This window comes from Citrobacter werkmanii (assembly GCF_008693645.1).
Taxonomy (GTDB): domain Bacteria; phylum Pseudomonadota; class Gammaproteobacteria; order Enterobacterales; family Enterobacteriaceae; genus Citrobacter; species Citrobacter werkmanii.
Map to the genome: position 1 here is coordinate 1336268 of NZ_CP044101.1, position 24514 is coordinate 1360781.

General features: G+C 48.9%; 18 protein-coding genes and 2 pseudogenes. 12 read left to right on the forward strand and 8 right to left on the reverse strand.

Features of this window, described 5'->3' with window-relative positions:
- Positions 1–37 precede the first annotated feature (37 nt).
- Positions 38–1426, forward strand: coding sequence for an APC family permease (locus FOB24_RS07035; RefSeq protein ID WP_038637934.1), 1389 nt, complete (start codon positions 38–40; stop codon positions 1424–1426).
- A 186-nt stretch (positions 1427–1612) separates the two neighbouring features.
- On the opposite strand, the gene FOB24_RS07040 is transcribed toward FOB24_RS07035, so the two are convergent.
- Positions 1613–3835, reverse strand: a complete 2223-nt coding sequence (locus tag FOB24_RS07040) for an EAL domain-containing protein (protein WP_150344713.1) — start codon at positions 3833–3835, stop codon at positions 1613–1615.
- A 953-nt stretch (positions 3836–4788) separates the two neighbouring features.
- Between FOB24_RS07040 and FOB24_RS07045 the strand changes: the two genes are divergently transcribed.
- Entirely contained in the window at positions 4789–5364 is a 576-nt protein-coding gene (locus FOB24_RS07045) for a DJ-1/PfpI family protein (protein WP_087857002.1), read from the forward strand.
- A gap of 43 nt (positions 5365–5407) precedes the next feature.
- Here FOB24_RS07045 and FOB24_RS07050 read toward each other — a convergent pair whose 3' ends face one another.
- Together FOB24_RS07050 and FOB24_RS07055 are read right to left on the reverse strand one after the other, a co-directional pair.
- Positions 5408–6154 carry an SAM-dependent methyltransferase gene (locus FOB24_RS07050; protein WP_069323894.1) on the reverse strand — a complete coding sequence of 249 codons (747 nt, stop codon included), beginning with the start codon at positions 6152–6154 and terminating at the stop codon, positions 5408–5410.
- Between the two features lie 10 nt (positions 6155–6164).
- On the reverse strand, positions 6165–6422 hold the full coding sequence (locus tag FOB24_RS07055) for a YjhX family toxin (protein ID WP_042310296.1): 258 nt from the start codon (positions 6420–6422) through the stop codon (positions 6165–6167).
- Positions 6423–7822: 1400 nt separating this feature from the next.
- On the opposite strand from FOB24_RS07055, the gene pepT reads away from it, so the two are divergent.
- The 8 genes and pseudogenes from pepT to foxA all read left to right on the forward strand — a co-directional run bounded on the left by pepT (position 7823) and on the right by foxA (position 16916).
- Entirely contained in the window at positions 7823–9079 is a 1257-nt protein-coding gene (pepT, locus tag FOB24_RS07060; protein ID WP_038637948.1) for a peptidase T, read from the forward strand.
- Positions 9076–10437, forward strand: a complete 1362-nt coding sequence (gene dcuC, locus FOB24_RS07065; protein WP_038637951.1) for a C4-dicarboxylate transporter DcuC — start codon at positions 9076–9078, stop codon at positions 10435–10437. Before pepT ends, dcuC begins: the two co-directional genes overlap by 4 nt.
- A gap of 299 nt (positions 10438–10736) precedes the next feature.
- Positions 10737–11366, forward strand: coding sequence for a DUF2913 family protein (locus FOB24_RS07070; protein ID WP_069323895.1), 630 nt, complete (start codon positions 10737–10739; stop codon positions 11364–11366).
- Between the two features lie 15 nt (positions 11367–11381).
- Complete coding sequence (locus FOB24_RS07075) at positions 11382–11630, forward strand: hypothetical protein (RefSeq protein ID WP_069323896.1); 249 nt, start codon at positions 11382–11384, stop codon at positions 11628–11630.
- A gap of 374 nt (positions 11631–12004) precedes the next feature.
- Positions 12005–12673 (forward strand): annotated as a pseudogene (locus tag FOB24_RS24685) (HAMP domain-containing protein); the annotation flags it as partial.
- A 306-nt stretch (positions 12674–12979) separates the two neighbouring features.
- Positions 12980–13528: pseudogene (locus tag FOB24_RS24690) on the forward strand (methyl-accepting chemotaxis protein); the annotation flags it as partial.
- Between the two features lie 174 nt (positions 13529–13702).
- On the forward strand, positions 13703–14686 hold the full coding sequence (locus FOB24_RS07085) for a helix-turn-helix transcriptional regulator (RefSeq protein ID WP_150344714.1): 984 nt from the start codon (positions 13703–13705) through the stop codon (positions 14684–14686).
- 121 nt (positions 14687–14807) lie between these two features.
- Entirely contained in the window at positions 14808–16916 is a 2109-nt protein-coding gene (foxA, locus tag FOB24_RS07090; protein ID WP_150344715.1) for a ferrioxamine B receptor FoxA, read from the forward strand.
- A gap of 100 nt (positions 16917–17016) precedes the next feature.
- Here foxA and FOB24_RS07095 read toward each other — a convergent pair whose 3' ends face one another.
- The 4 genes from FOB24_RS07095 to FOB24_RS07110 form a co-directional block, all read right to left on the reverse strand.
- A complete protein-coding gene (locus FOB24_RS07095; protein WP_069323898.1) occupies positions 17017–17526 on the reverse strand; it encodes a hypothetical protein in 510 nt (169 codons plus the stop codon).
- 171 nt (positions 17527–17697) lie between these two features.
- Positions 17698–18792 (reverse strand): 4Fe-4S binding protein, encoded by a 1095-nt coding sequence (locus FOB24_RS07100; RefSeq protein ID WP_150344716.1) that lies wholly within the window; start codon positions 18790–18792, stop codon positions 17698–17700.
- 220 nt (positions 18793–19012) lie between these two features.
- On the reverse strand, positions 19013–20401 hold the full coding sequence (locus FOB24_RS07105) for a diguanylate cyclase (protein WP_038637972.1): 1389 nt from the start codon (positions 20399–20401) through the stop codon (positions 19013–19015).
- 80 nt (positions 20402–20481) lie between these two features.
- A complete protein-coding gene (locus tag FOB24_RS07110) occupies positions 20482–21114 on the reverse strand; it encodes a LysE family transporter (RefSeq protein ID WP_038637976.1) in 633 nt (210 codons plus the stop codon).
- 338 nt (positions 21115–21452) lie between these two features.
- On the opposite strand from FOB24_RS07110, the gene yahO reads away from it, so the two are divergent.
- A complete protein-coding gene (gene yahO / locus FOB24_RS07115; RefSeq protein ID WP_006685820.1) occupies positions 21453–21728 on the forward strand; it encodes a DUF1471 family periplasmic protein YahO in 276 nt (91 codons plus the stop codon).
- Between the two features lie 32 nt (positions 21729–21760).
- Here yahO and prpR read toward each other — a convergent pair whose 3' ends face one another.
- Positions 21761–23371, reverse strand: coding sequence for a propionate catabolism operon regulatory protein PrpR (prpR, locus tag FOB24_RS07120; protein ID WP_110498664.1), 1611 nt, complete (start codon positions 23369–23371; stop codon positions 21761–21763).
- Between the two features lie 251 nt (positions 23372–23622).
- Between prpR and prpB the strand changes: the two genes are divergently transcribed.
- Positions 23623–24504, forward strand: a complete 882-nt coding sequence (prpB, locus tag FOB24_RS07125) for a methylisocitrate lyase (RefSeq protein WP_038637980.1) — start codon at positions 23623–23625, stop codon at positions 24502–24504.
- The last annotated feature ends 10 nt before the right edge of the window (positions 24505–24514 follow it).

A 24514-nucleotide genomic window follows, 5' to 3' on the forward strand; every position in this document is an offset into this window, starting at 1 on the left:
CGAACGCAGACCTGGACTCGTTGCGGGGAGGATCGCTATGTCGACTAATTCTCCTGTGGACGTTGCAGCCCAGCCGGGCAAAACACAACTGCGAAAATCCCTGAAACTGTGGCAGGTGGTGGTGATGGGGTTGGCCTATCTCACGCCGATGACGGTGTTTGACACCTTTGGGATTGTTTCGGGCGTCAGCAATGGCCATGTTCCGGCCTCCTATCTGCTGGCCCTGGCGGGGGTGCTGTTCACCGCCATCAGTTACGGTAAGCTGGTACGCCAGTTTCCGCAGGCCGGTTCGGCCTACACCTATGCGCAAAAAGCCATCAATCCGCACGTGGGGTTTATGGTTGGCTGGTCGTCGCTGCTTGACTACCTTTTCCTGCCGATGATTAACGTCCTGCTGGCGAAAATTTACCTCTCCGCGCTGTTCCCGGAGGTTGCGCCATGGATTTGGGTGGTGATGTTCGTGGCGATCCTCACCGCGGCCAATTTGAAAAGCGTTAATCTGGTGGCGAACTTCAATGCGCTGTTTGTGCTGGTGCAGGTGGCGATAATCGCCGTGTTTATCTTCCTCGTGGTACAGGGACTGCATAAAGGCGAGGGGGTCGGCACCGTCTGGTCGCTGCAACCATTTATTAGCCAGAATGCACATTTGATCCCAATAATCACCGGGGCGACCATCGTCTGCTTCTCGTTCCTCGGCTTTGATGCGGTGACGACGCTTTCTGAAGAGACGCCGGATGCGGCGCGTACCATCCCGAAAGCTATTTTCCTCACCGCCCTGTACGGTGGGTTGATCTTCATTGCCGCTTCGTTCTTTATGCAGCTGTTTTTCCCGGATATTAGCCGCTTTAAAGACCCGGATGCGGCGCTGCCGGAGATTGCGCTGTATGTCGGCGGCAAACTGTTCCAGTCCATTTTCCTGTGTACGACCTTTGTGAATACGCTGGCGTCAGGCCTGGCGTCGCATGCCAGTGTATCCCGTCTGCTGTACGTGATGGGCCGGGATAACGTCTTCCCGGAGAAGTACTTCGGTTATGTCCATCCGAAATGGCGTACCCCTGCGCTAAACGTCATTATGGTCGGCATTGTGGCGCTGTCGGCGCTGTTTTTTGACCTGGTGACCGCCACGGCGTTGATTAACTTTGGCGCGCTGGTGGCCTTTACGTTCGTCAATTTGTCGGTGTTTAACCACTTCTGGCGGCGTGAAGGACGTAAACATACCTGGCAGGAGAAATTGCACTATCTGGTATTGCCAATGGTTGGCGCCGCCACGGTTGCCGTACTGTGGGTCAATCTGGAGGTGACATCGCTGACGCTGGGACTGGTATGGGCCGGGTTAGGGTTGGTGTATCTCGCCTGGCTGACCGGACGTTTTCGTAAGCCGCCGCCGCAGTTTGACGCGGCGAAAACTGAGCGGGCCTGGGAGTAATGGAAGCGGAATCAACAATAGCTTTCGGCTGAATTGGGCTAAAAATAAAATACGCTATGCCGCGGCAGACAGTTGCGGCATAGCTGCTTTAATTAATGTACAGCTTGCATTAGGCAATAAAAAAACCGGCACGGGAGCCGGTAAGTGAATCAATGTTGTAAGATAATTATTATTATAATAACTGAATTACAATTGAGCTAACTCTATAGGAACGGGTTTTCCTATATGGTATCCCTGTAACCAACCAATACCCATCGTGATTAGCATCTTTTCAATTTCCTCATTTTCAACAAACTCCGCGACGACTTCCATTTTTTTCAGTTTCGCCACTTCGCAGAATGATCTGACCGCGCATCGACTAAACTCATCGGTCAGAATATTACGGATGAATGAGCCATCAATCTTCAGAATGTCAGCGTCTAACGTTCGTAAACGAGAATAACTGGATGCTCCGGTTCCAAAATCATCAATAGCAATTTTCGAACCGGCTTTACGTAATGCTCTCAGAACATCAGTGACATTGGCGTTATCAATGATATCTGATTCAATGACTTCAAAAATGATACGTTCTGGTGCGATGGCGTATTTTCTAAACAAGGTAAAAACATTATCAAGAAAATCAATTTTATTAAGCGAATCTGGGGTCAGGTTAATAGAGAAATGACTGTTGGGTTCAGATTTCTGCCGTGACTGTATAAAACGAAATGTCTGTTCAATCACGGTGATATCCAGCGCAGGGAGTAGTCCTGCCTCGCGTGCAACCGGTAGGATGGTATCTGGAAAGATTAATTTACCATCAACCATTTTTATCCGAATAAGTATCTCGTGATAACGTGTCAGTCCAGTGGTTGACACGATCGGTTGAACAACCAACATTGTTGATACGATAGGTTGAGCCATAAGTTCAAACGATTGTCTGTCGATAGCTTTTTGCAACATATGACGAATCACAGCCTGACTGACAATTCTATCACCCGGCATTTGTGGGTTGAGTAATAACGGTTGCCCCTGCATCAACGAGATGTAACTTTGGGTATTAAGCTGCTTAATAGCTAGCGATAAATTTTTAATCAGGTTTTTCTCAGTGGTATACGCCATACCGCAAGATAACCCCAATTGGTAGTCTTTCCAGATAAAACGGAAAGAGTTCAGTTTTTTATACAGTTCAGAAATGTCAGGTATGGCATTAAGGCGAAGAATTATCCCGTGACCTGGGGCATAATAGATATTATCGTAACCGCTTATTAATTTACGCACATAGGTGCTTAACCCTTTTACAAACTCAAAACGGAACTCGATACCATGCGTTTGCTCTAGCGTGTTCAGTTCAGTACAACGGATGTAACACAGACACTCAGTTGAGTATTTACGAATATCCATTTGCAGGGCCTGAAAGTTAGGCAGTCCAGTATTAGGCTCTGATCTAAAAAGTTGTTTGAGGCGTCGGAGGTATTTTCGGTTACGAATGGCAAGTACACCGGCAACGACAATCGTCAGCGAAAAGACAAACACGACCGTAGAAGAAATCACCAGACTATGTAAATAGTTTTTATCGTCAGCGGGTGGGATATAACTATTTATGTTATATCCTAGCAAGATGAGCATCGCTACCCAAACAGGGGATATGAAAGCATGACCAATACAGATCACTCCCCATAGCATGAGCGGAAGAAGCCACAGTAATGAGTAGTCAGTAAATATGAGTATATCCTGTCTGCTGACAATCAAAGCGGACATAATGCAGACTAACAGGACCAGCCATAATACTTGACATAAAATAGGTGGGCCGGATTTTATCAATGTCTTCACATGCCTGATGTGTAAAATACACCACACTGGATTTTGAACGCTTCTGAGCAACAGGTAACAAAAAGGGATCCCTGTCAGGCAAGAGTTCATCAACCACTGCAAGTTAATTAATGTTTGCAGTGTAAAAAGATGAGTCATTGGTTCAGAAATAACTCGCGACTGGAACCAGTGCTCAATCGAGATAAAGAGTAATGAATTGCAGCACACCAGCCAAACAATACGTAGGGTTGTAAGCTGGCTGCGGCCAAAGCTTACGGCACTTCGTTTACCTGTCGAGAACACATAGAATGTCTGGCTAATGAGTGCGGCCAGTACCTGAGCTGATAACGTTAGCAGCGAATCTAATGAGTAAGAGTAGAGCGCATACAAGAAAAAGGCACCTAAAATGGGGAATGCCTTTTGCCTGTATAAAACCAGTAATGCGGAAATGAGAGGTAAAGTGAGATCGTAAAAATGCAGGGTTGCACCCGCAATATCTTCCTGCTTACTGAGATGACCAGCGACAAACTGTAAAGCAAAAAATGCGATGCCTACACAAAAATAGTCTTTAAATGTATTAACGAAATTTATATTTTCCGTTTTTTTTAACGATATCATCATGCGCAATTCTCAGTGAGTTATCACCGCTCTCAATGTAAGCAAGCTACTTAAAACCTGTTAGCCCGGGTGCTGAAAGTGTGTATTTTTGGATGTTCTTGCTAATCGAAATCTATTTGAATAGATGTTACGTAAGTTTTTAAGCGTAATCCTTGATAATTTTCTGGTGCGACACAACGCAAGAGAGAAGAATTTTTCTGACTGCGCTAGTAATAAAAATGCCGTCAATAGCATTTATTTCATACAGAATATACGATCGATAAAAACGATCAATATAAATGTTTTGATAGATTTAAACGATAGGTTTGGCAGATCGTAAATACGATGAAAGATCGATGAAAGCTATTGAAGTGTTATTAATTAGTATTATTTATTTCATTATTGTTAATTTTGTTGCTTTGTTTTTTAAGTTACTCTGTGGTCATACCTTTCTAAGGAAATCTTTTTTTGTGGCCAGGAACGCGAGTATCCCCACTCTCCTGCAAAACATGCCATCGCGAATGATTAACAGGGCAACTGCTGCGTCGCGCAGTGAATTCCAACGCCGCCAGCCGATTGACCGACCGGCCCGCACAGGCACGTGGCGAGTAGCATACCCAATCCTTGCCTGACGAACGAACATCTTGTCATCATGGGAATAATCTTTGCGTATTTTCACCTGACTGCAGGCGAATAAAATAATAATAGATAATAACGCGAGTGCGCATAATTTTATTAAATAATAAAGTTATGGATGGTGCTGGCTGATATTAAAACTTCTCAGCTATATATAATTTATATTTATTAACTCTATTTTACCATGCAGGTTTACGTTGAGGCCGCCATCTGGCGGGCCTTGGCGCAGATTGTGATCAGACCGAATGTTCTGCTGTATTTATCAATGTCGCCTATCGCGTGGACTATAGTAAAGATGGCCGCTATTTCTCATCATTAATAACCGTGAGTGGGGGACGTGAATGAAGAAAATACTGATGTTAGTTGGCGATTATGTCGAAGATTATGAAACGATGGTTCCTTTCCAGGCGTTGCAAATGCTGGGCCATCGTGTTGATGCAGTCTGTCCGGATAAGCGTCAGGGGGATTACGTTCAAACGGCGATTCATGATTTTGATGGGGCGCAAACCTACAGCGAAAAACCGGGACACCGTTTTACGTTGAATGCGAATTTTGCCGAAGCACGGGCCGTTGATTACGACGCGTTGGTGATCCCCGGCGGGCGCGCTCCGGAATATCTCCGTCTGAACCCGGAGGTCATTCAACTGGTGCAGGATTTCAACTCAGCGGGTAAACCTATCGCCGCCGTCTGCCATGGCCCTCAGCTATTGGCGGCAGCAGGGATATTAGAAAACCGTACCTGTAGCGCCTACCCGGCCTGCGCGCCTGAAGTGCGTTTGAGCGGCGGACATTATGCGGATATCGGCATTGATCAAGCCTACGTCGACGGTAATCTGGTGACTGCGCCAGCCTGGCCCGCGCATCCGCAGTGGCTGGCTAAATTTGTTGAAGTATTAATGCAGCCAGCGGCAAAGTGATGAGCAAGTCGGTATAACCTCCCGGCTATACCGACCACACATCTTACCTCTTCATGAGTGCGAACACGCCCCAGCCGATGTATTCCCGGGTGAAGGTGACGTGGCGTCCCGGTGAACTTCTCAGTTGCTCCCTGACTTCAGTTGCAAACTCATCGTCCTGATTAGCTTCCAGCCAGCGGCGCATCGTCAACCATTTTGCCGCCTCGTACCTGTCCCAACCTTCCTGGTCAGCCAGAACCATTTCAACCACGTCATAGCCGAGCGGGTCAAAAGAAGCAATGAGTTCCGCCAGGGAAAGAAAATCGGCGACAGCGGTCGCGCCGCAGGACTGGGCGATTTCCTCTGTTGCGGGTATCTGGCGCCAGTACGGTTCACCGATGAGTATGATTCCGCCAGGCTTAAGACTCTGCTCCAGTTGTCTGACCGTTCCGGCGACGCCGCCTGCAATCCAGGTTGCGCCCACGCAGGCGGCAATATCGCATTTTTCTTCAGCGATATAGCCCGTTGCATCGGCGTGAACAAAACTCACCTGCTGACTGACGCCCAGTTCTGCTGCGCGCAGCGTTGCCTGCTTGCTAAACAGCTGGCTCATATCGATACCGATGCCGAAAATGCCATGATCGCGCGCCCAGGTGCACAACATCTCGCCCGAGCCGCTGCCGAGATCCAGAATGCGGGTTCCCGGTTCCATGCGCAGCACCTGGCCTAACGTGGCGTATTTCTGCGCGGTGAACGGATTATGGATGCGATGAGCGCTTTCGCTGATAGTAAAAATTTTTGGGATATCCATCTCTCTCTCCTTAGCGATTATCCAGTTGGGCGCGAACGTTGTTCAGCCCGGTAGTATTGATGCGATAGGGCTGACCATTGACAGATTTGATCAGCTTTTTGGTTCTGAGTTTTTTGAACACGGCGAGGGTGCAGTCGCAGAGCAGTAGTCCTTCGCGGCTGTAGCATTCGACGGAGGTGACGCGGCCTGAGGCGTCGCGGACGTGAACGATACGACCACCTTTGGCGAGAACGTGTAAGGTACGTTGTTCCTGACGGGATAAATTCATACTGGAAAACCTGTTTAATCATCATGTGCAAAACGTGCAAACACACTGCGGTGTCCGCATTCGATTTCGGCGCATTGATAACCAGTCCGTCCTGAAAAGGTCGGCAAGCTGATTATCTGATGATTACATTCTCCAGCATCAAAGCCTCGGGTTGAGTTGAAAGGTATTTACCTGATGAATCATACCAGCCAGAATCTCCAGAGAAAACTCCTTGTACATAAAATGTGATCTATAGCGAGTTATAGCGTTTAGTGACTTTATTAACTGCAAATTTTTGTTATGTCAGGTGTCTATTAAAATATTAAATTAATTTGATATTCTGTCTGCGCATAAGGTGTTATCTGTGGTAACGCGGCACTGTGAGCGCATTTGGGGCCACGCAATTGATTAGGATGGATTAATCTTTTTGTCGCTTTATTTGCTGTTTTGATAAGGCGTTTTTTATTATTTTAATGGTTTTCGACCGAATTTGTGATTAATTGATTTTAAGAATTTTCTTAATGCGATGAATTGTGTATACTCGGTTCCGCAAGAAGCTCTTCCGTTATCACTAAAACTATAAATCTGTCCTTAACACCCGTATTACCTCTGCCCTGAATCTCTTCTCAGGGCAGAGGTTTTTTTTGCCGGTGCAGGATTTTATTAATCACCAATATATACCAATATTATGGTAGGTAATGTTTAAAATTAACGGTTAGGGAAGTATTATCCATCGATAATAAGGTAATGTCGAATAGTATCATAATGAATCTATTTACCAGGGGACTATATAGCATTTCTTATAATTCACGGTTTTTCAGTATGATAGAAATTTTTGCTATTGATATAATTGTGAGTTTGCTCACGGATTTTAGTGCGCTAAGTGGCTATTTCTAGAGAAGTGCAAACGGTTGCATGTTGCTGACACCGTATTCGTTCATTAAAAAAATATAGCAATGCTATCTCTTGGGCCGGTATAGAGAAGTGGAGTCTAAATGATTTCTATTATCTCTTGGGCTTACGAGTGCCGTTTATGATTTCTGTTAGCTAAACACCATGGGAAATAGCAGTGAACATGGACAGGGAGTATGGTTTTACCCATCAGTAAGGCGTTTTTGTCACCGACGTAATGACTCATTTCATTATATTCATATATATACCCGTCATACTTCGAGCTGCATGTGCGTTGGCTTTCATCGCTCGCCCAGTCACGTACTTATGTATGCTCCTGGGAATTCGCTGCGTCGCCGCCTTCCTGCAACTCGAATTATTTAGGGTATAAATCAACGTCGTAATGCTCATAAAATCAGCGTTCCGGGATGAACGCTGATTTTATCTGGTTCCCTGTTTAATATCACTCGCGCTGTACGCGAGCCCCTCTCACAGTATTTCGTCAATAAAATATTAAAGGACCTCCTGGAATGGATATTGTTGAACGTTTTATCAACTACACCAAAATTAATACCACGACTTCAAGAGAAAATGGCGCAAATGGGATAATGCCTTCTTCTGCTGGTCAAATGGTACTGGCAAAACTGCTTGCAGCAGAACTTGAAGCATTAGGAATGGAAAACATTGAGGTCAGGGATACCGCCATCGTAACGGCTACACTGCCCGGGAACACCGATGACACGGTTCCTGTCGTTTCATTCTTTGGACATCTGGATACCAGCGCGGAACAGACTGCGGACACAAATGCGCAACGTCTTCACTATAGCGGTGGGGATTTGTGCCTGAACAAAGAACTGAATATTTTTCTGCGCGAAAGCGAGTTCCCGGAACTGAAAAATTATATCGGTGATGATCTATTGGTCACTGACGGAACCAGCCTGTTAGGGGCTGATGATAAAGCAGCCATCGCCGCAATTATGAACGCATTACAGTATCTGGTGGCACATCCGGAAATCAAACATGGACCGGTGAAGGTGGGTTTTGTGCCTGATGAAGAGCAAGGATTGCGTGGCGCAAAAGCTTTTGATGTTGCCAGCTTCGGCGCTGATTTTGGTTACACCCTGGATTGTTGCGGTATCGGCGAGTTTGTTTATGAGAACTGGAATGCGGGCGATGCGGAAATCATCTTTACCGGCCAGTCTGCGCACCCCATGTCAGCCAAAGGTAAGCTGAAGAACTCGCTGCTGATGGCGCATAAGTTTATTGCGATGCTGCCTGGCGGAGAAGCGCCTGAATATACGGAAGGGCGCGAAGGTTATTACTGGGTTAAGCAGTTGCAGGGTAACAGCGCCCGCACGGTGCTTAAGCTGGATATCCGCGACTTCACTGAAGAAGGCTATAAGGCGCGTATGGCATTTATCCGTCAGCTTGCCGTCAGTACCTGCGCACTATGGGGCGAAAATAGCGTGGTCTGTCATTTAGCCGATCGCTATGCGAACGTGTTCAATAGCTTGCAGGGTGATGCTCACTACCCGATTGATATTGCATTACGCGCCTATCAGAAATGTGGGATTACCCCGGCACCTGTCGCCATGCGCGGCGGATATGATGGTGCGGTTTTATCGCAGAAAGGATTGCCTTGCCCGAATATTTTTACCGGCGCCCATAATTTTCACTCTATTTATGAATATCTGCCGGTGCGTTCACTGCGGGCCGCCAGCGATGTCGTGGTTGCGGTCATTGAGGAAACCTTTGCTGAGTTCACGCAGCGGAGAGCTCAGTCATGATTCAGGTGTTAATTGCCCTGCTGGTTATCGTGGTGGTCGCTCGTCTGATTCTGAAAGGTTATCGTGCGGAACCCGTGCTATTTATTGCGGGTTTGGTGCTGATGATTTGCACCGCTCTCACCGGGTGGGGTTCCGTACTACCGAAAGGCGTTGCTGGCACGGGGATTTCCTTTCTCGATCCGTTCGAGGTTATGCGCGATCTCTTCAGCACGCGAGCCGCCGATCTTGGCCTGATGATCATGGCGCTGATGGGATTTGCGCACTACATGGATCATATCGGAGCCAATGAGGCGGTGGTGCGTGTCGTCACAAAACCCCTGCGTGCGCTGCGTTCGCCCTATATTCTGCTTTTTTTCTCGTACCTGCTCGCCAGTCTCCTGCAGTTAGCTATTCCTTCAGCCACTGGACTCGCCGTACTGCTGATGGGAACAATGTTCCCCATTATGCTGGGATTAGGGCTTTCCGCTGCCTCTGCTGCCGGGGTAATTGCCACCTCGCTGGGCGTGGCGTATACCCCAACGGCAATCGATGCTATCAGGGGATCGAAAGCGGTCAATATGGATGTGGTGGAATACGTGGTCTACCACCAGGGACCGGCTGCTCTGGCTACCGTTTTGGTCGTGGGAGTCTGCCATTTTTTCTGGCAGCGCTATTGCGACCGTAAAGCGGGGACCTTACCACGGGAAATCGGGAGCGCTGAAGTGACTGACTCAGGAACTGCGCCCGCATTTTATGCGCTGCTTCCCATGCTTCCAATACTGATGGCAGTGGGATCCTCTGAAATGTTCGTCAGTGGTATTAACCTGAATATCATTACCATTGTGCTTATTTCAATGGCTATTTGTATGTTGATTGAATGGCTGCGGGTGCGAGATTTAAAGGCGGTGTGCGAAGGATTTAGCCATTTTCTGAAAGGAATGGGTACTGCCTTTACCGGTGTGGTAGGCCTGCTGGTTGCGGCGGGGGTTTTTGCTCATGGTATTAAAGTCATTGGTGCGATTGATCAATTAATCCTGATGGCCGAACACGTGGGATTGCCGCCATTTGCCATGGCGGTGGTGTTTGCGCTGGTGACGCTTGCGGCGGCTATCATTATGGGATCGGGTAATGCGCCATTTCTTGCGTTCGTTGAGCTTATCCCGCAAATCGCTGCCAGTATGGGGGCGAACGCCGTGGCCATGATTCTGCCGATGCAGCAGGCATCGCATATGGGACGGGCCATTTCACCGGTATCTGGCGTCGTGATCGCCGTTTCCAGCGGGGCAAAAATAACTCCATTCGATGTGGTTAAACGTACCGCCGTACCGTTGATTGTCGGCTTTGTTACGCATACGCTAATCATCGGTATTTTCTACTAACAATTGCAGGCCCAGACAAACCTCCGGTTTATTGAATCTGGAGGTTTTCTGGTTTGATACATTGTTGTATTGATTACGCGGGATAATTATTAGTTTTCATCTTTATCGAGCGATTCTTATTATTTGTTGTCAATCTTGTTAACTATAAATGATTAATAAAAATAATGTGTTTCATGGCTCTTTTTTTACATTGAGATAAATTAATCTGGATCATATTATGCAGGTTTTAGTTGTAGTAGGTTTTTAAATTGAGTAGTAACAAATTAAATACAATAATGATTTTTCTGGGTAGGTTTTAAGTGGTAAAAAATTTAGGAAAAGTGAGTAAATCGAGGCATCATTATCAGGATGAGCTGGAAGCGTTCACCTGGAGCGCGTTAGTGGCAATTGGTATCGCATTACAGGATCACAAGATCCACTCTAAAATGTCAGAGCATATTTTTATTATGCATTGGTTGGCCATCGCAAAAAAAAGAAAACTCTTTTCACGAAGTGTGGCCAATGAGCTTCAATGGTTAATTGATGAAGGTAAGAAAAAAAGTATCAATGCACAACTAAAATTTAAAATAGAATACTTGTACGCCACCTCAAGTGGTGATGTGACAATGCAAAATGATTATTTTAAATTCACCCACACGATTGAAATGTTGAGAAATAATGGATGGCAGAACTTTCTACTCACACCAGAGAAGTGGCGTGACCTGCATGATAAGATTAAAGTGAGAAAGGGTAACTTTATTTTTATGGACGATACCAGACTCCAGGAGTGCTTTGGTGCTCAGGGCGAGATAGTCAAACCTTTCTGTATCCGGGTGTATGGCGATGTTGAGTTCGCAAAATTAACCTTCATCAAACACCACCTGCCGGTAGAGTTTGTGAAAGATATTTCAAATGAATTTCATCACTTCCAGTTTCTTACTGATAAGTAATGATTAGAACAAGTTATGAACAGAGAATTGTTAAAGCAAAAGTTAGAGATCGAGACCGAATGGATTAGGCTGTCTGAAACCGCTGACAATTTATCTATATCTTTTCGGGGCATTCTCGAGATTGGCGAAAGTTCTTCTGCGCCAGATAACAGCACGCCGCTACTCCGGTTAGAAAATGAAATGGCGACAATTGCAGTTGATTCAATGTCATGGGTAAGGGTGCCGGCAGATCGTCAGGAAAAAGTGACCGTCTATATTCTCTGACGTTTGGCTGGCGCTTTGTTCGCTTGATGCCGGTCAGATACGGCTATCTGGCCCATACTCAGTGGCGCATTGTATTTAATATAACTACTTTCTCATCCATAAATAATATTAATGTTGTTTTTTTATAGTGTAATTGCTCCCGGTAATAAAATGGCGATTTGCCGCCATATGTACCACGGTGTACGTAATTTATTATGCTAAGTTGAGCGGGGATACTTTCTCATAATTAACCATTTTATAGGTTAAGATATTACGTGGCGTGTCGATAACAATTTAGTCATAGATGATTGGCTAATTGTTATGGAGATGTTCAAATGTTAAAGAATATGAGGATTAAAACCAGTCTGTTATTATTGCTTTTGGTATTTACCTTTATGCAGTTCCTTTCTAATGGGTTTGAGTTGGTCGATCTCAAAGGAAATCAAAAAAGTACCCTTCTACTGCATAATATAGTAAAGGAACAGGATTCGCTGCATAACGTCGTAGGGGCTGTTTATAAGGTAAGAAGCGTTCTTGATAATATCCAACTGCAAGATATGGCTGCTACCCAACAGACATTGCGACAGGTGCAGGATGAGATAGCTTATGCCAGAAAGCAGTTCGCTATTTTTTGGGATATACCAGGACTGACGGCGGATGATCCCCAGATTGGTAAAATCGTCAGAACTGCTTTTGAGCAACAAATGAATGCTGAGCAAAAGTATGTTGATAAATTAAATGAGGCTATTTCTGACGGTAGTATTGTTGGTACACAAACAAATGCCAACACTGAGGTGCTGGCTTTGCGAAAAAATTTTGATAAGGAGATTGAGAGCTACTACAAATCAACCATGTTGGTCGGTAAAAATATCGTTGAGCAGACACATGTTCAGTTTAATGCCTCAATACTTAAAATATCCTTGCTGCTGGCCGTTACGGTTCTTATCTTTATTCTCTGCAATATCTGGATAAACCGAACAATCATTCGGCCATTAAATATCGTGTCTGAGCATTTTTCACGGATTGGTAAAGGCGATCTGAGTCATCCCGTTAAGGTGCCGGGTAACAATGAAATTGGCTTACTGTGTTTAAATTTACAACATATGCAAAACGGTCTGCGGGAGACCGTCAGTACGATTCGCGATGGCGTTGAGTCTATTAATATCGGCATGCAGGAAATTGCTTCGGGTAATTCAGACTTATCAACCCGAACGGAGCAACAGGCTGCGGCCGTGGTTGAAACGGCGGCCAGTATGGAACAGATTTCCGTAACAACCAAAAATAACACCGATAAATCACATCAGGCGTCTGCCATGACGAGTGAAAGCACGGAAATGGCATTGCGTGGCGAGCGCTTAATGAGCGACATGGTTGAGAAAATTCACCTGATCAGCCGCAACGCGCAAAGCGTGAATGAAATATCTCATGTCATTGATAGTATTGCTTTCCAGACCAATATTCTCGCCTTAAACGCCGCGGTAGAAGCGGCGCGCGCTGGCGAATCCGGGCGTGGATTTGCCGTTGTGGCGAGTGAAGTCAGAACCCTTGCCCAACGTAGCGCTTCCTCAGCGAAAGAAATCAGCGAACTGGTGGCCAAGGCGGCAATCAGCGTCAAGGAAGGGGTGGAGATAGCTGAAAGCAGTGGGGCCATGATGGCGGACATTGCTAAGGCAATACGCAATATCAATATACTCATGGAAGATATATCCGGCGCATCGGGGGAACAGAGTAGCGGCATCGAGCAGATCCGCGTTGCTGTCACGCAAATGGAGCAAGTCACTCAGCAAAATGCGTCTCTGGTTGAGGAAATCGCCGCCACGACAGGCAGTGTGGAAGAGCAGTCGGCAATGCTATCCCAGGCCGTGGCTGTGTTTCAGGTTGATGAAAAGCCGCAGCAGGGTACGCAGGACAAGCAGTAGAACATGCGCATCTCATCAGCTGTAAATTCAGTCTGATGAGATGGCTGGTTGTCGGGAGACAGTGCTTTAATCATATTGATAATAATTCTCATTATTATTGTTGTGTCGCGCAGGGAATGGTAATGTTGCTCCTGACCAAAAACTGTTAATCCCATTTTCTGTGCAGAAGACAGCATGAACAACACCACCACTCTGAATGCGTCCAGACGCGTAGCGCGTACTTTTTCCGTCAGCGAGTTTATGGATTTTGGTGAGCGTTATGGGATCGACTATTGCTTTCCCCTGCTGGCGCAAAAGCCGGATTTGCCGTCCGCTAGCCCTGTGCTGCAAGGTGAAATCGAAGAGATGACGCTCCCCTGCGGGATGTGCGTGACGCACTCTGATGTACAGGTGTTGCAACCCTATGAAACCACCTCCCGCCACAGCAGTCCCTTGTATATGCTGGTGGTACTGGAAGGCTGCGTGATCCTCTCGCTTAACGGCCAGGAACACGTGGTGCGTTCCGGCATGGCGTTTAGCTCACGCCTGAGCGAGCACCAGACGATGCGCGCCCGCCATCATGCCGACTGCAAACTGCGAACTTTATCGCTCGGTCTGTATCCCGACGGCGCGTGGCGCACGGGGCTACTTGAATCGTTGATGCGTGAGTGGGAAAGATGCCAGACGCCGACGCTTATCTGGCAGGTGCCGGGATTTTTACTCAGCGGCCTGGAGTATGCGCAGCAGAGCGCACTGAGCAATGTTTCTCGCCAGTTGATGCTGGAAGGGCTGATATTGCAACTGTTCGGCCATGGCCTCAGCGTGTGCCAGGTAGAGAGCGGCAAACGCCTCGCCGCCAGCGGTGAACAGCAGCGGCTGGAAGTCGTTCGTCGCCTGTTGGAACAGAATCCCGAGAATGATCACACGCTCAATGAACTGGCGCAACGCGCGGCAATGAGTCCCAGTAGTCTGCGTAGCAAGTTTCGCGCAGCCTATGGCTGTTCGGTCTTTGATTACCTGCGCGATTGCCGCCTGGAACGCGCGCGCGGTTATTTACTGGAAGGATACAGCGTACAGCAGGCAGCCTGGATGTCGGGATATCAGCACGCCACCAACTTCTCTACTGCCTTTCGTCGTCGTTACGGTTTTTCGCCAGGCGATATGCTCAAGCTTTGCTAATCCATTTTTGCGTTTTGCGCACGTTGCTGGCAGACAATTTGGCACTGCGCATAGGTAATCTGGCATCCGGCATAGCTATCTCCGTCAGCAAAAAGGTAATAATTCTCACTTACAATTAGAAATGCCTTTGGAGATACTCATGTTCGCGAAGACTCGGTTGGCGCTGTTGGTAGGATGGGTGACCGGCAGCGTGGCTTTTCCTCTGCTGGCGCAGGAAACAACAAAAAACGATACGGTCGTTGTCACCTCGCAAATGCAGAGCGGGGCCACGAAGCTTGCCACGCCGGATATTGAAACCCCGCAATCGGTATCCATCATTACCCGCGAACAGTTTGAAGAGCAGGGCGCAACCAGCGTGCGTCAGGCCGTTAGCTATACGCCGGGGGTATACAGCAATCAGATTGGCGCCTCCAACCGCTTTGACTACATTGTGCTGCGCGGCTTCTCCGATGGCAGCCTGGACAACGTCTATCTCGATGGTCTAAAGATGATGGGCGACACCAACTCACACAGCTCGCTGGTGGTCGATCCGTGGTTCCTTGAAGATATCGAAGTGGTGCGCGGCCCGGCTTCCGTGCTGTATGGCCGTTCCTCTCCGGGCGGTATTGTGGCGCTGACGTCGCGTAAACCGTCGTTTGACGCGGGTGGGGAAGTGAAGCTGTTTGCGGGCAACAATAACCAGCGCGGCGCGGCGTTTGACGTCACCGGAGCGCTGGATGATAACGATCGTGTGGCGGCGCGCCTGAGCGGGATGACGCGTTACGCGGACTCGCAGTTTGGCCCATTAAAAGAAGAGCGTTACGCGCTGATGCCCAGCCTGACCTGGCGCATCACCGACCAGACGCGTCTGGATCTGATGGCCTATCTGCATCGCGACCCGGAAGGCGGTAGCCACTCCGGTCTGCCTTATGACGGCACCGTGGTTCCGCATTACGGGCAAAAGATCTCTAACACCTTTTACGAAGGTGAGGATGATTACGACAAATACGATCGCCGTGAAAACATGGTGGGCTACAATATTGAGCACATGTTTGATAGCGGCTGGTCGGTGCGGCAAAAGCTACGCTATCTGCATACCGACGTTGAACTGAACCAGGTGTATGCGGCGGGCTGGTTGAACGAAACCGAGCTTAATCGCGGCTATTCCGGCTCTGATGAAAAAATGTCGGCGATTACGCTGGATAATCAGCTCGACGGCAGCTTTGATACCTGGCAGGTCAACCATCGCCTGCTGGTGGGCATTGATTATCAGGATCGCAGCAACAATACCACCGGCTACTACGGCGCATTCCCGCCGATCGACGCTTTTAACCCGGTGTATGGCGCGAAGCCGGATTATATCGACATGTATGCGCGTGAAAAGCACAAGCTGCGCCAGACGGGCTACTATTTGCAGGATCAGATGTCATGGGATCGCTGGCGTATTACGCTCGGTGGTCGCTACGATCAGGTCAGCGTGTCTAATATTGATAAGATCAACGATACCCGCAGCGATCTGGATAAAAACAACTTTAGTACCCGCGCCGCGTTGCTCTACTTGTTCGATAACGGCTTTGCGCCGTACGTGAGTTATTCCACCGCCTTTACGCCAACCAGCTTTGCCGATGAGAACGGCAATCTGCTGGAGCCGATGAAAGGCAAGCAGTGGGAAGCGGGGCTGAAATATGAGCCGGAAGGGCTTAACAGTCAGTTCAGCGCGTCGGTGTTCCGCATTAATCAAACCAATATCGCCACCAAAGAAGAGCCGACCGATCCGTACCGCTCGATTGGGGAAATTGAATCTGAAGGGGTGGAGCTGGAAGCGATTAGTCAACTGACGGACAGCTTCCGTCTGCAGGCGGCATATACCTACACCGACATCCGCTACAAGAAAAGCAGTCCGGAGGAGCAGGGCAAGCGTGCCGTGTATGCACCACGGAATCAGGCCAGCACCTGGCTGAGCTACGATGTGAAAAGCGGCCCGCTGGATGGTCTGACGCTCGGCTCGGGCGTGCGTTATGTCAACGGAATCACCAGCGATCGTCTGAATACGCACACCCTGCCATCTTATACGTTGGTGGATATGGCGATTGGCTACGATTTAACGAATATCGGTATTAAAGGACTGAGTGCTCAGTTGAACGTCAACAACCTGGCCGATAAACGCTACGTTGCGGCCTGTAACTCGCTCTCATACTGCTACTTCGGCGCTGAGCGCAGCATTGTCGGCAGCGTATCCTGGAAATTCTGATGCTTTAGCCGGATGGAGGCGCTAGCACCTTATCCGGCCTACTGTAGTGTGTAAATTGTATGCCTGATAAGCGCAGCGCATCAGGCATAGTGGATTGCGGCTATTGCGTAAAACCGTTTTGCATACAAATCTGCGCGCTGGTTCTCAGAGTGAAGGCGATTTTGTCTGGGTACTGGCTGTAATAGTTATGCTCTTCTTCCAGCCCTTTCGCCTGCGCCAGACGTACCGTTTCCAGTGAGCAGGTACGGTAGACCAGATCTTTATTCATATTGATCTGCTTCTCGCGCTGTTTGTCCGCAGACAGCGCCAGCCAGCTCTCTGACAGCGAGTAATCGTAGACTACCCGATTCCCTTTCGCCTGCACGTTCTCGATGGTAATGAATTCGTCGATTTTCAGTCTCGGCTGCCCACGCATTTTTTTCTTATCTTCTGCGGCGGCATATTGGGCCAGGGTATTAATATCCATACTGGCTATCTTCTGTTTATAAGTCTCGACATAGGCGGCGGGTTGCTGATAATGCTGAGCGTAAGCATTTCTTAATTCCCCGTCGCTCATCGTACAACCCGCCAGAAACAGAGGTAATAGCAGTGCCAGTTTTATTTTAGTCATAATGCTGTCCCGTTTATTATTGGATGCAGTCGCCCATAACATAATAGAAAATGAATGATCACAGGTGATAGTTAAGGTTGTATAAACCGGGGCGCGAAGGCACAAGTTCAATAGTCTTAAAATAGCGGAACAGGCGGGAAACCCTGCCAGAATTGGCAGGGTTATTAAAAATTAATGGCCGATCATTTTAGCCTTCGGGATCAGCTGGAAATACATGTGCTCGGGCACCGGCGTATCCCAGACCTTGGCGTAAACCGCATAGCCAATGGTGGCAAAAAGGATACCCAGCACCAGGATAGTCATGACAACGCCTGACAATGCCGTTTGCCGCCATAACGATTTGCCGTTTCCTTGTTCCCCCGCAGGGGTGTGCAGTGAAAAGCTCAGCGTAGAGGCTACCGGGCAGGATTCAACGCAGGTCATACAACCGGTACATTCCACGGTACGCACCTGAATCAGTCGATCGACCGGGATAGTAGACGGGCAGTTTTTCGCACATTTCCCGCAGTCAATGCAACTGTCTGCATTACGCCGGATTTTAAACGGCGAGAGCAGAGAGAACAGGCCAAGCAGTGCGCCATAAGGGCACAGATAACGGCACCAGGCATTGCGAATAAACACGCTCAGAACGCTGATAATTATCAGGAAAATAAGCGTGGCGGAGCCGATATGACGAAAGAAATCGAGCATCTTCACGTCAATGATCATGCCATAGGCCGACATCAGAAAGTACTGGATTCCCTGGGCGGGCATCGACAGAGCGATATACAGAAAGAATCCCAACAGCAGATACTTCAGACTGAGCAGTGGAATATCCAGCCAGCGCGGCAGCGTGAAATTGCGACCCAATACTTTTTTTCCCAGAGTACCAAGCAGTTCGGAAAGCGTGCCAACCGGGCATAGCCACGAACAGAAGGCTTTTTTTAACAACAAGCTAATCAGGATAAACGCAACTAACAGCAGCATGGAGGCGGCATGGATGGGCGGGAGAAAACCGGTCTCCAGCGTGTAGCGGATATTCATCAAACCCGCGATCGGCAGCCACCCCTCAATACCGCCGGGTCTTGGAATATAGACGCTGGTACCGGCAGTTTCAAAATAGCGGACCCAATAATAAAACGTCACGCCAATATAGATATTGCTGGCCAGCAGGAGAAACTGGGTGGCTTTTCGCCAGGTACTGGCGTTACGCCAGTCATTCCACGGCAATTTGCCTCCGGTTGTGCCTGGGCGGCGCTGCCAGCGCGTGCTCTTTTTCCCGTTCATGGTGTTACACTATCCCTCATATTTCCCCTCCCACATTCAGAAGGCGTCATCATCGGGATATGCTAGCGCTATTCAGATTTGGTGTATTTGATTTGCATCTTATTAAGCGGCTGTTATTTTTATAGCGTCAATAGGCCTGAATAAAAATAACAGCCCGATACTTATCGCAGGTCAGATAAATACCCTTAACGGGGTATTTATTTATCCGTGGGAAAATAGGTTATTCCTGAAATATCTCTACGCGGTCGCGGCCATTACTTTTCGCCAGGTACAGTGCCCGATCGGCTTTATCAACCAACTGCTTGTAGTCAGGATGGTAGTCATATTCGGCGATGCCAATACTGACGGTGACAGAAAATACTTCTGTCGCTGAGGCCGCCATGCGCATCTCGGCAATTTTCATACGCAGCGTTTCGAGGATAATACTGGCCTGAGACTGATCTGACTCGACAAGCAGTATCATAAATTCTTCACCACCGTAGCGGAACACGTAATCGCTACTGCGAATATGATCATAAATAACCGCCGCGACGTTTTTGAGCGTCATATCACCGGTGTTATGCCCGTAGTTGTCGTTAATTTGCTTAAAGTAGTCGATATCCAGCATCGCCAGGGTAAAGGGCTTCCGGGTATGTAACGCCAGCGAGATCTCACGGCGCATAATGGTCGGGATAAAGCGTCGGTTAAGCAATTGAGTCAATGAGTCTTTACCATTTTCCTGCTTCACCAGCGCGTCGAACATTGAGGCGAGCAGGAAATGGATTTTTGCCGAGAGCTGGCGTACATCCTGCAACAAGCTCATCCGTTCAGGCTCTGTCGCCTGATGCTGATGCGACAGCGTGGTTGTCAGGCGGTTGTCGATTTCCGCAATCAGCGACTCCATTTCTTTCAGCAGATTGCTGTTGCCCAGAATGTATTTTCCCTTATGCGCGAACCACATACCAAAATCAGAATTCGCCAAAAGGACCAGCTCACCGAAAGGCATTCCGGTGGCGATGTTATAGATAAACTGATTTTCCCAGTCGGTAAATGAACGTATTTGCCGCTCGCGTTCGACGTTGACGTCATCGTAAATGGTCTGCAGGCGATACTGTTCCTGGGTATGCAGTGAGTTTTGATAGCTGGGGGAATAGGAGACGGTCATGGCCTCCAGGGCGGTATCCATTGCCAGACTGCTGAAACAGATGGCATCGCTCAGCAGGGCGGGCGAGTATTCCGCTTTCTTTTTCAGGACCCGATACAATTCATCTTTCAGCTTGCGCGCGCCGCGATTAACCAGATCGATAGGCAGCCCGATGCGGGCATGCACCACGCCAATTTTGCGCTGTTTTGCCAGCAGTTGTGAGAGATCTTCGTTCGCGCTACCAAGTACGCTGCGTAGCCAGTCAAACATACTGCCGCTAAGGCGGGTGCTGACCTGTTCTGTATTGAGGAACAATGCGCTCTCCGCATGGGAGAGCATATAGTCATAAAAAACGCTCACTAAATGGCGGATCTCTTCGTCGCTTAATGATGTCAGGATCGTGTGAACTTCAGGGGATGTTTGACGTAACAACGCCTGCCATTCTGTAAGGAGTAATGTGTCGTTTACCGGAGCAACCTGTTCCATCTCACTGCCACTCAAAATGCGATTTAAAAATTCAGGCGGTATTACGGACAATTACGTCACAATGGTCAAGTTAAACTCGCTTAACGATGGCTGATACCTTCATAAATAAGCCTGAGCGCGAAGACGCCGATAATGGCGCCTATCACCCGGCTGGCAACCCGCTGGATTCGACCATACGCACGGCGTACGGCGGGCAAAGAAAACGCCTGGCTGAGAAAAATACGCCAGATAACGGAAGACAACACAATACCTGCCCAGGCCATGAGCCTCGCCCACGTAGGCGTTTCTGCGCTGAGGGTGACGGAGAAGATACTAATAAAAAACAGAACGGTTTGCGGATTAGATAAATCCGTTAATAACCCGCGGCGGAAAAATACATACCAGGGGGCGGAAATCGGCTGCTGTAACGTTGGCATTTGCGGTGTAGCCTGATGACGAACACTATTCCAGGCAAACCATAGCAAGTAGGCGCCGCCGACAATTTTAATCAGTGAAAATATCTCTTCGCATTGGGTAATCAGCGTCGCCATACCAAAAAGCCCGAGGCCGGAGTAGAACGCATCGCCTAAGGCCACGCCCAGACCGGTCATCACCCCTGCGCGTCGTCCTGACGCCAGGCTGGTTTGCACCACCACGAACAGGTTCGCGCCGGGATTAAAAAAGGTTAAAACAAACAGGCTGATGGTAAGTACGACGGCGTGTAAAGGTTCCATAAACAACGATTCCATTAGTAAGAGCGGGCCTGGGGCATGCTTAGACTGCTAACACTATAATTTTAGCGCGCTCGTCATTCTGCGTATTTACTCACACTGTATTGTGAAATGCGCCTAAATTTGCCAATAGCGTCTACGCCTGGTTTCTGTAACCCAACTGCGCCGGATAATGCCGCGGCGTGGGATCTTCTGTTATACGCGATACGCAAAATATCTTTATATTTCCGCCAGCTCTGGATCTTTTTTGCGGCCTGAACTACTTATTAATCATCCTTGACTCGCATGGCGAATGTTCAGGGGGCGATGATGGCATATATAACAAAACCTGGAGCTTTTATATGAAAACTGGAATTAAAGTACTCATTGGTGCGTTAGCTTTTGTTGTGTCCAACGCGTATGCCGCGGAATTTATGACGAAGGTTGAGTTTGAAAAGGTTGAGTCGCAATATACCAAAATCGGTGATATTTCAACAAGTAATGAAGTATCAGCCGCTGATGCGAAAGAAGACCTTCTGAAGAAAGCCGAAGAGAAAGGCGCAGATGTGGTGGTATTAACCTCCGGCCAAACGGACAATAAAATCCACGGTACAGCCAATATTTACAAGAAAAAATAATGCGCGGTACTGAAAGATAACATACCCGCCAGTCATTGCACTGGCGGGTTTTCTTTTAGCCTGCGCCAGAACGTAGTTCTGCTGATACCGAGGTATCGTGCAGCCGCGGTTTTATCGCCATTGAATTGCGCCAGCACCTGCTGCGGCGTCAGTGATGAAGTGACCTGCGGTGGGGCAGCAACAGCGGCCAGTTCAGGTAATAGCTGCTGTAGAAATTGTACGTTCAGCTCCGGCTGCGGTTCGACGCTTAAAAACAGCGCCAGACGCTCCATCATATTGCGTAACTCGCGGATATTTCCCGGCCAGCCATAATTGAGCAGCGTAGGCTGGCTCAGGGCTAATCCCTTACGCACGGGTTCAGAAAACGGTACATCCAGTTCTGCCAGCGACTGTTTTAAAAAGCCTTCCGCCAGCGGCAGAATATCGGGCAGCCGCTCGCGTAGCGGCGGCAGTTTAAGGCGCAGAATGCTCAGGCGATAAAACAGATCCGTACGAAATTCTCCCTGTTTCATCTCTTGTTCCAGGTCGCAGTGCGTGGCGCTGATCACCCGCACATCGACCGGAATCGGCTGATGTCCACCGACCCGGGTGACCTCTTTTTCTTCCAGTACGCGCAATAACCGGGTTTGTAACGGTAGCGGCATTTCGCCTATCTCATCAAGAAACAGCGTCCCGCCGTGGGCAATTTCAAACAGGCCCGCGCGTCCTCCCCGGCGGGAGCCGGTAAACGCGCCATCCTCATAGCCGAACAGCTCCGCTTCCAGCAATGATTCGGTGATGGCGCCGCAGTTGACGGCAACAAACGGCGGCGAAGGTTTTCCGCGCCGATTCTCCTGACGCGTAAAATACTCACGATGAATAGCCTGCGCCGCCAGCTCTTTACCTGTGCCGGTTTCACCCTGAATCAGCACCGGCGCACGCGAACGGGCGTAGAGCATAATGGTGTGCCGCACCTGTTCCATTTGCGCAGAGTGACCGCGCATATCTCCCAGCGCATAGCGGGTACGCAGCATATCGCCAGAGGCGTATTGCCCGTTTCTGCGCAGCGTCAGACGGGTCATATCCAGCGCGTCGACAAAAGCCTGACGCACGGTGGCCGCCGAATAGATAAAAATGCCGGTCATGCCCGCTTCTTCCGCCAGGTCGGTAATCAACCCCGCGCCGACCACCGCCTGGGTACCGTTGGCCTTCAGCTCGTTGATTTGTCCACGGGCATCTTCTTCGGTGATATAGCTGCGCTGTTCGAGCTGCAAATTGAAGGTCTTTTGAAAGGCGATTAGCGCGGGGATGGTTTCCTGATAGGTAATGACGCCAATCGACGAGGTCAGTTTTCCCGCTTTCGCCAGCGCCTGGAGTACGTCAAACCCGCTGGGTTTAATCAGGATTACTGGGATCGATAAACGGCTTTTCAGATACGCGCCGTTGGAGCCTGCCGCAATGATGGCATCGCAACGCTCGGTGGCCAGCTTCTTACGGATATAGGCCACCGCTTTTTCGAAACCCAACTGAATAGGGGTAATGGTCGCCAGGTGGTCGAACTCCAGACTGATGTCGCGAAACAGTTCGAACAGGCGCGTGACCGAAACCGTCCAGATAACCGGTTTGTCATCGTTCACTCGCGGCGGAAGATGCGTATCAGCCATAAGCAACCCAAAAAGTAAGGAACCGAGTATAAGGGTTTAGTTGTGTTTCATAAATGTTGCAATGAAACATTCAAGTCGGTTTCATGAAACGATAGCTGACACGCTTTTGTACAATAAAAACACAGGCTCTAAATGTAATTATCTGTTTTAAAGATGAAAAATGGAATTTGAACAAAAGTTACGGTCTTTGGCATATCCCTTGCTTTAGGTAAATCAACGAATGGTAACAAGTTGATAACAAGAGGACGGATATGTCTCTACACTCTCCAGGGCTGGCGTTTCGCGCCGCGCTCAGCAAAGAAAACCCATTACAAATCGTCGGCACCATCAACGCCAATCACGCTCTGCTGGCTCAGCGTGCCGGGTATCAGGCGATTTATCTCTCTGGCGGCGGCGTTGCGGCGGGGTCGTTGGGTCTGCCGGATCTCGGTATTTCTACCCTTGATGATGTACTGACCGATATTCGTCGTATCACCGATGTTTGCCCGCTGCCATTGCTGGTGGATGCGGATATTGGTTTTGGATCGTCGGCGTTCAACGTGGCGCGTACCGTGAAGTCGATGATTAAAGCCGGTGCCGCCGCGCTGCATATTGAAGATCAGATCGGCGCCAAGCGTTGCGGGCATCGTCCGAACAAGGCGATCGTCTCTAAAGAAGAGATGGTCGACAGGATCCGCGCCGCCGTGGATGCCCGCACCGATCCCAACTTTGTGATTATGGCGCGCACCGATGCATTGGCGGTGGAAGGGTTAGAGGCGGCTATCGATCGTGCCCAGGCGTATGTCGAAGCGGGGGCCGACATGCTGTTCCCGGAAGCCATTACCGAGCTGGCGATGTACCGCCAGTTTGCCGATGCGGTGCAGGTTCCGATCCTCGCTAACATTACCGAATTTGGTGCCACGCCGCTGTTTACTACCGATGAACTGCGTAGCGCGAACGTCGCCATGGCCCTGTATCCGCTGTCTGCCTTCCGCGCCATGAACCGTGCGGCTGAACGGGTCTACAACGTGCTGCGCCAGGAAGGCACGCAAAAGAGCGTGATCGACATTATGCAGACGCGCAACGAACTGTACGAAAGCATCAACTACTACCAGTTCGAAGAGAAACTCGACGCGCTGTACACAAAAAAGTAACCGTCGTAGG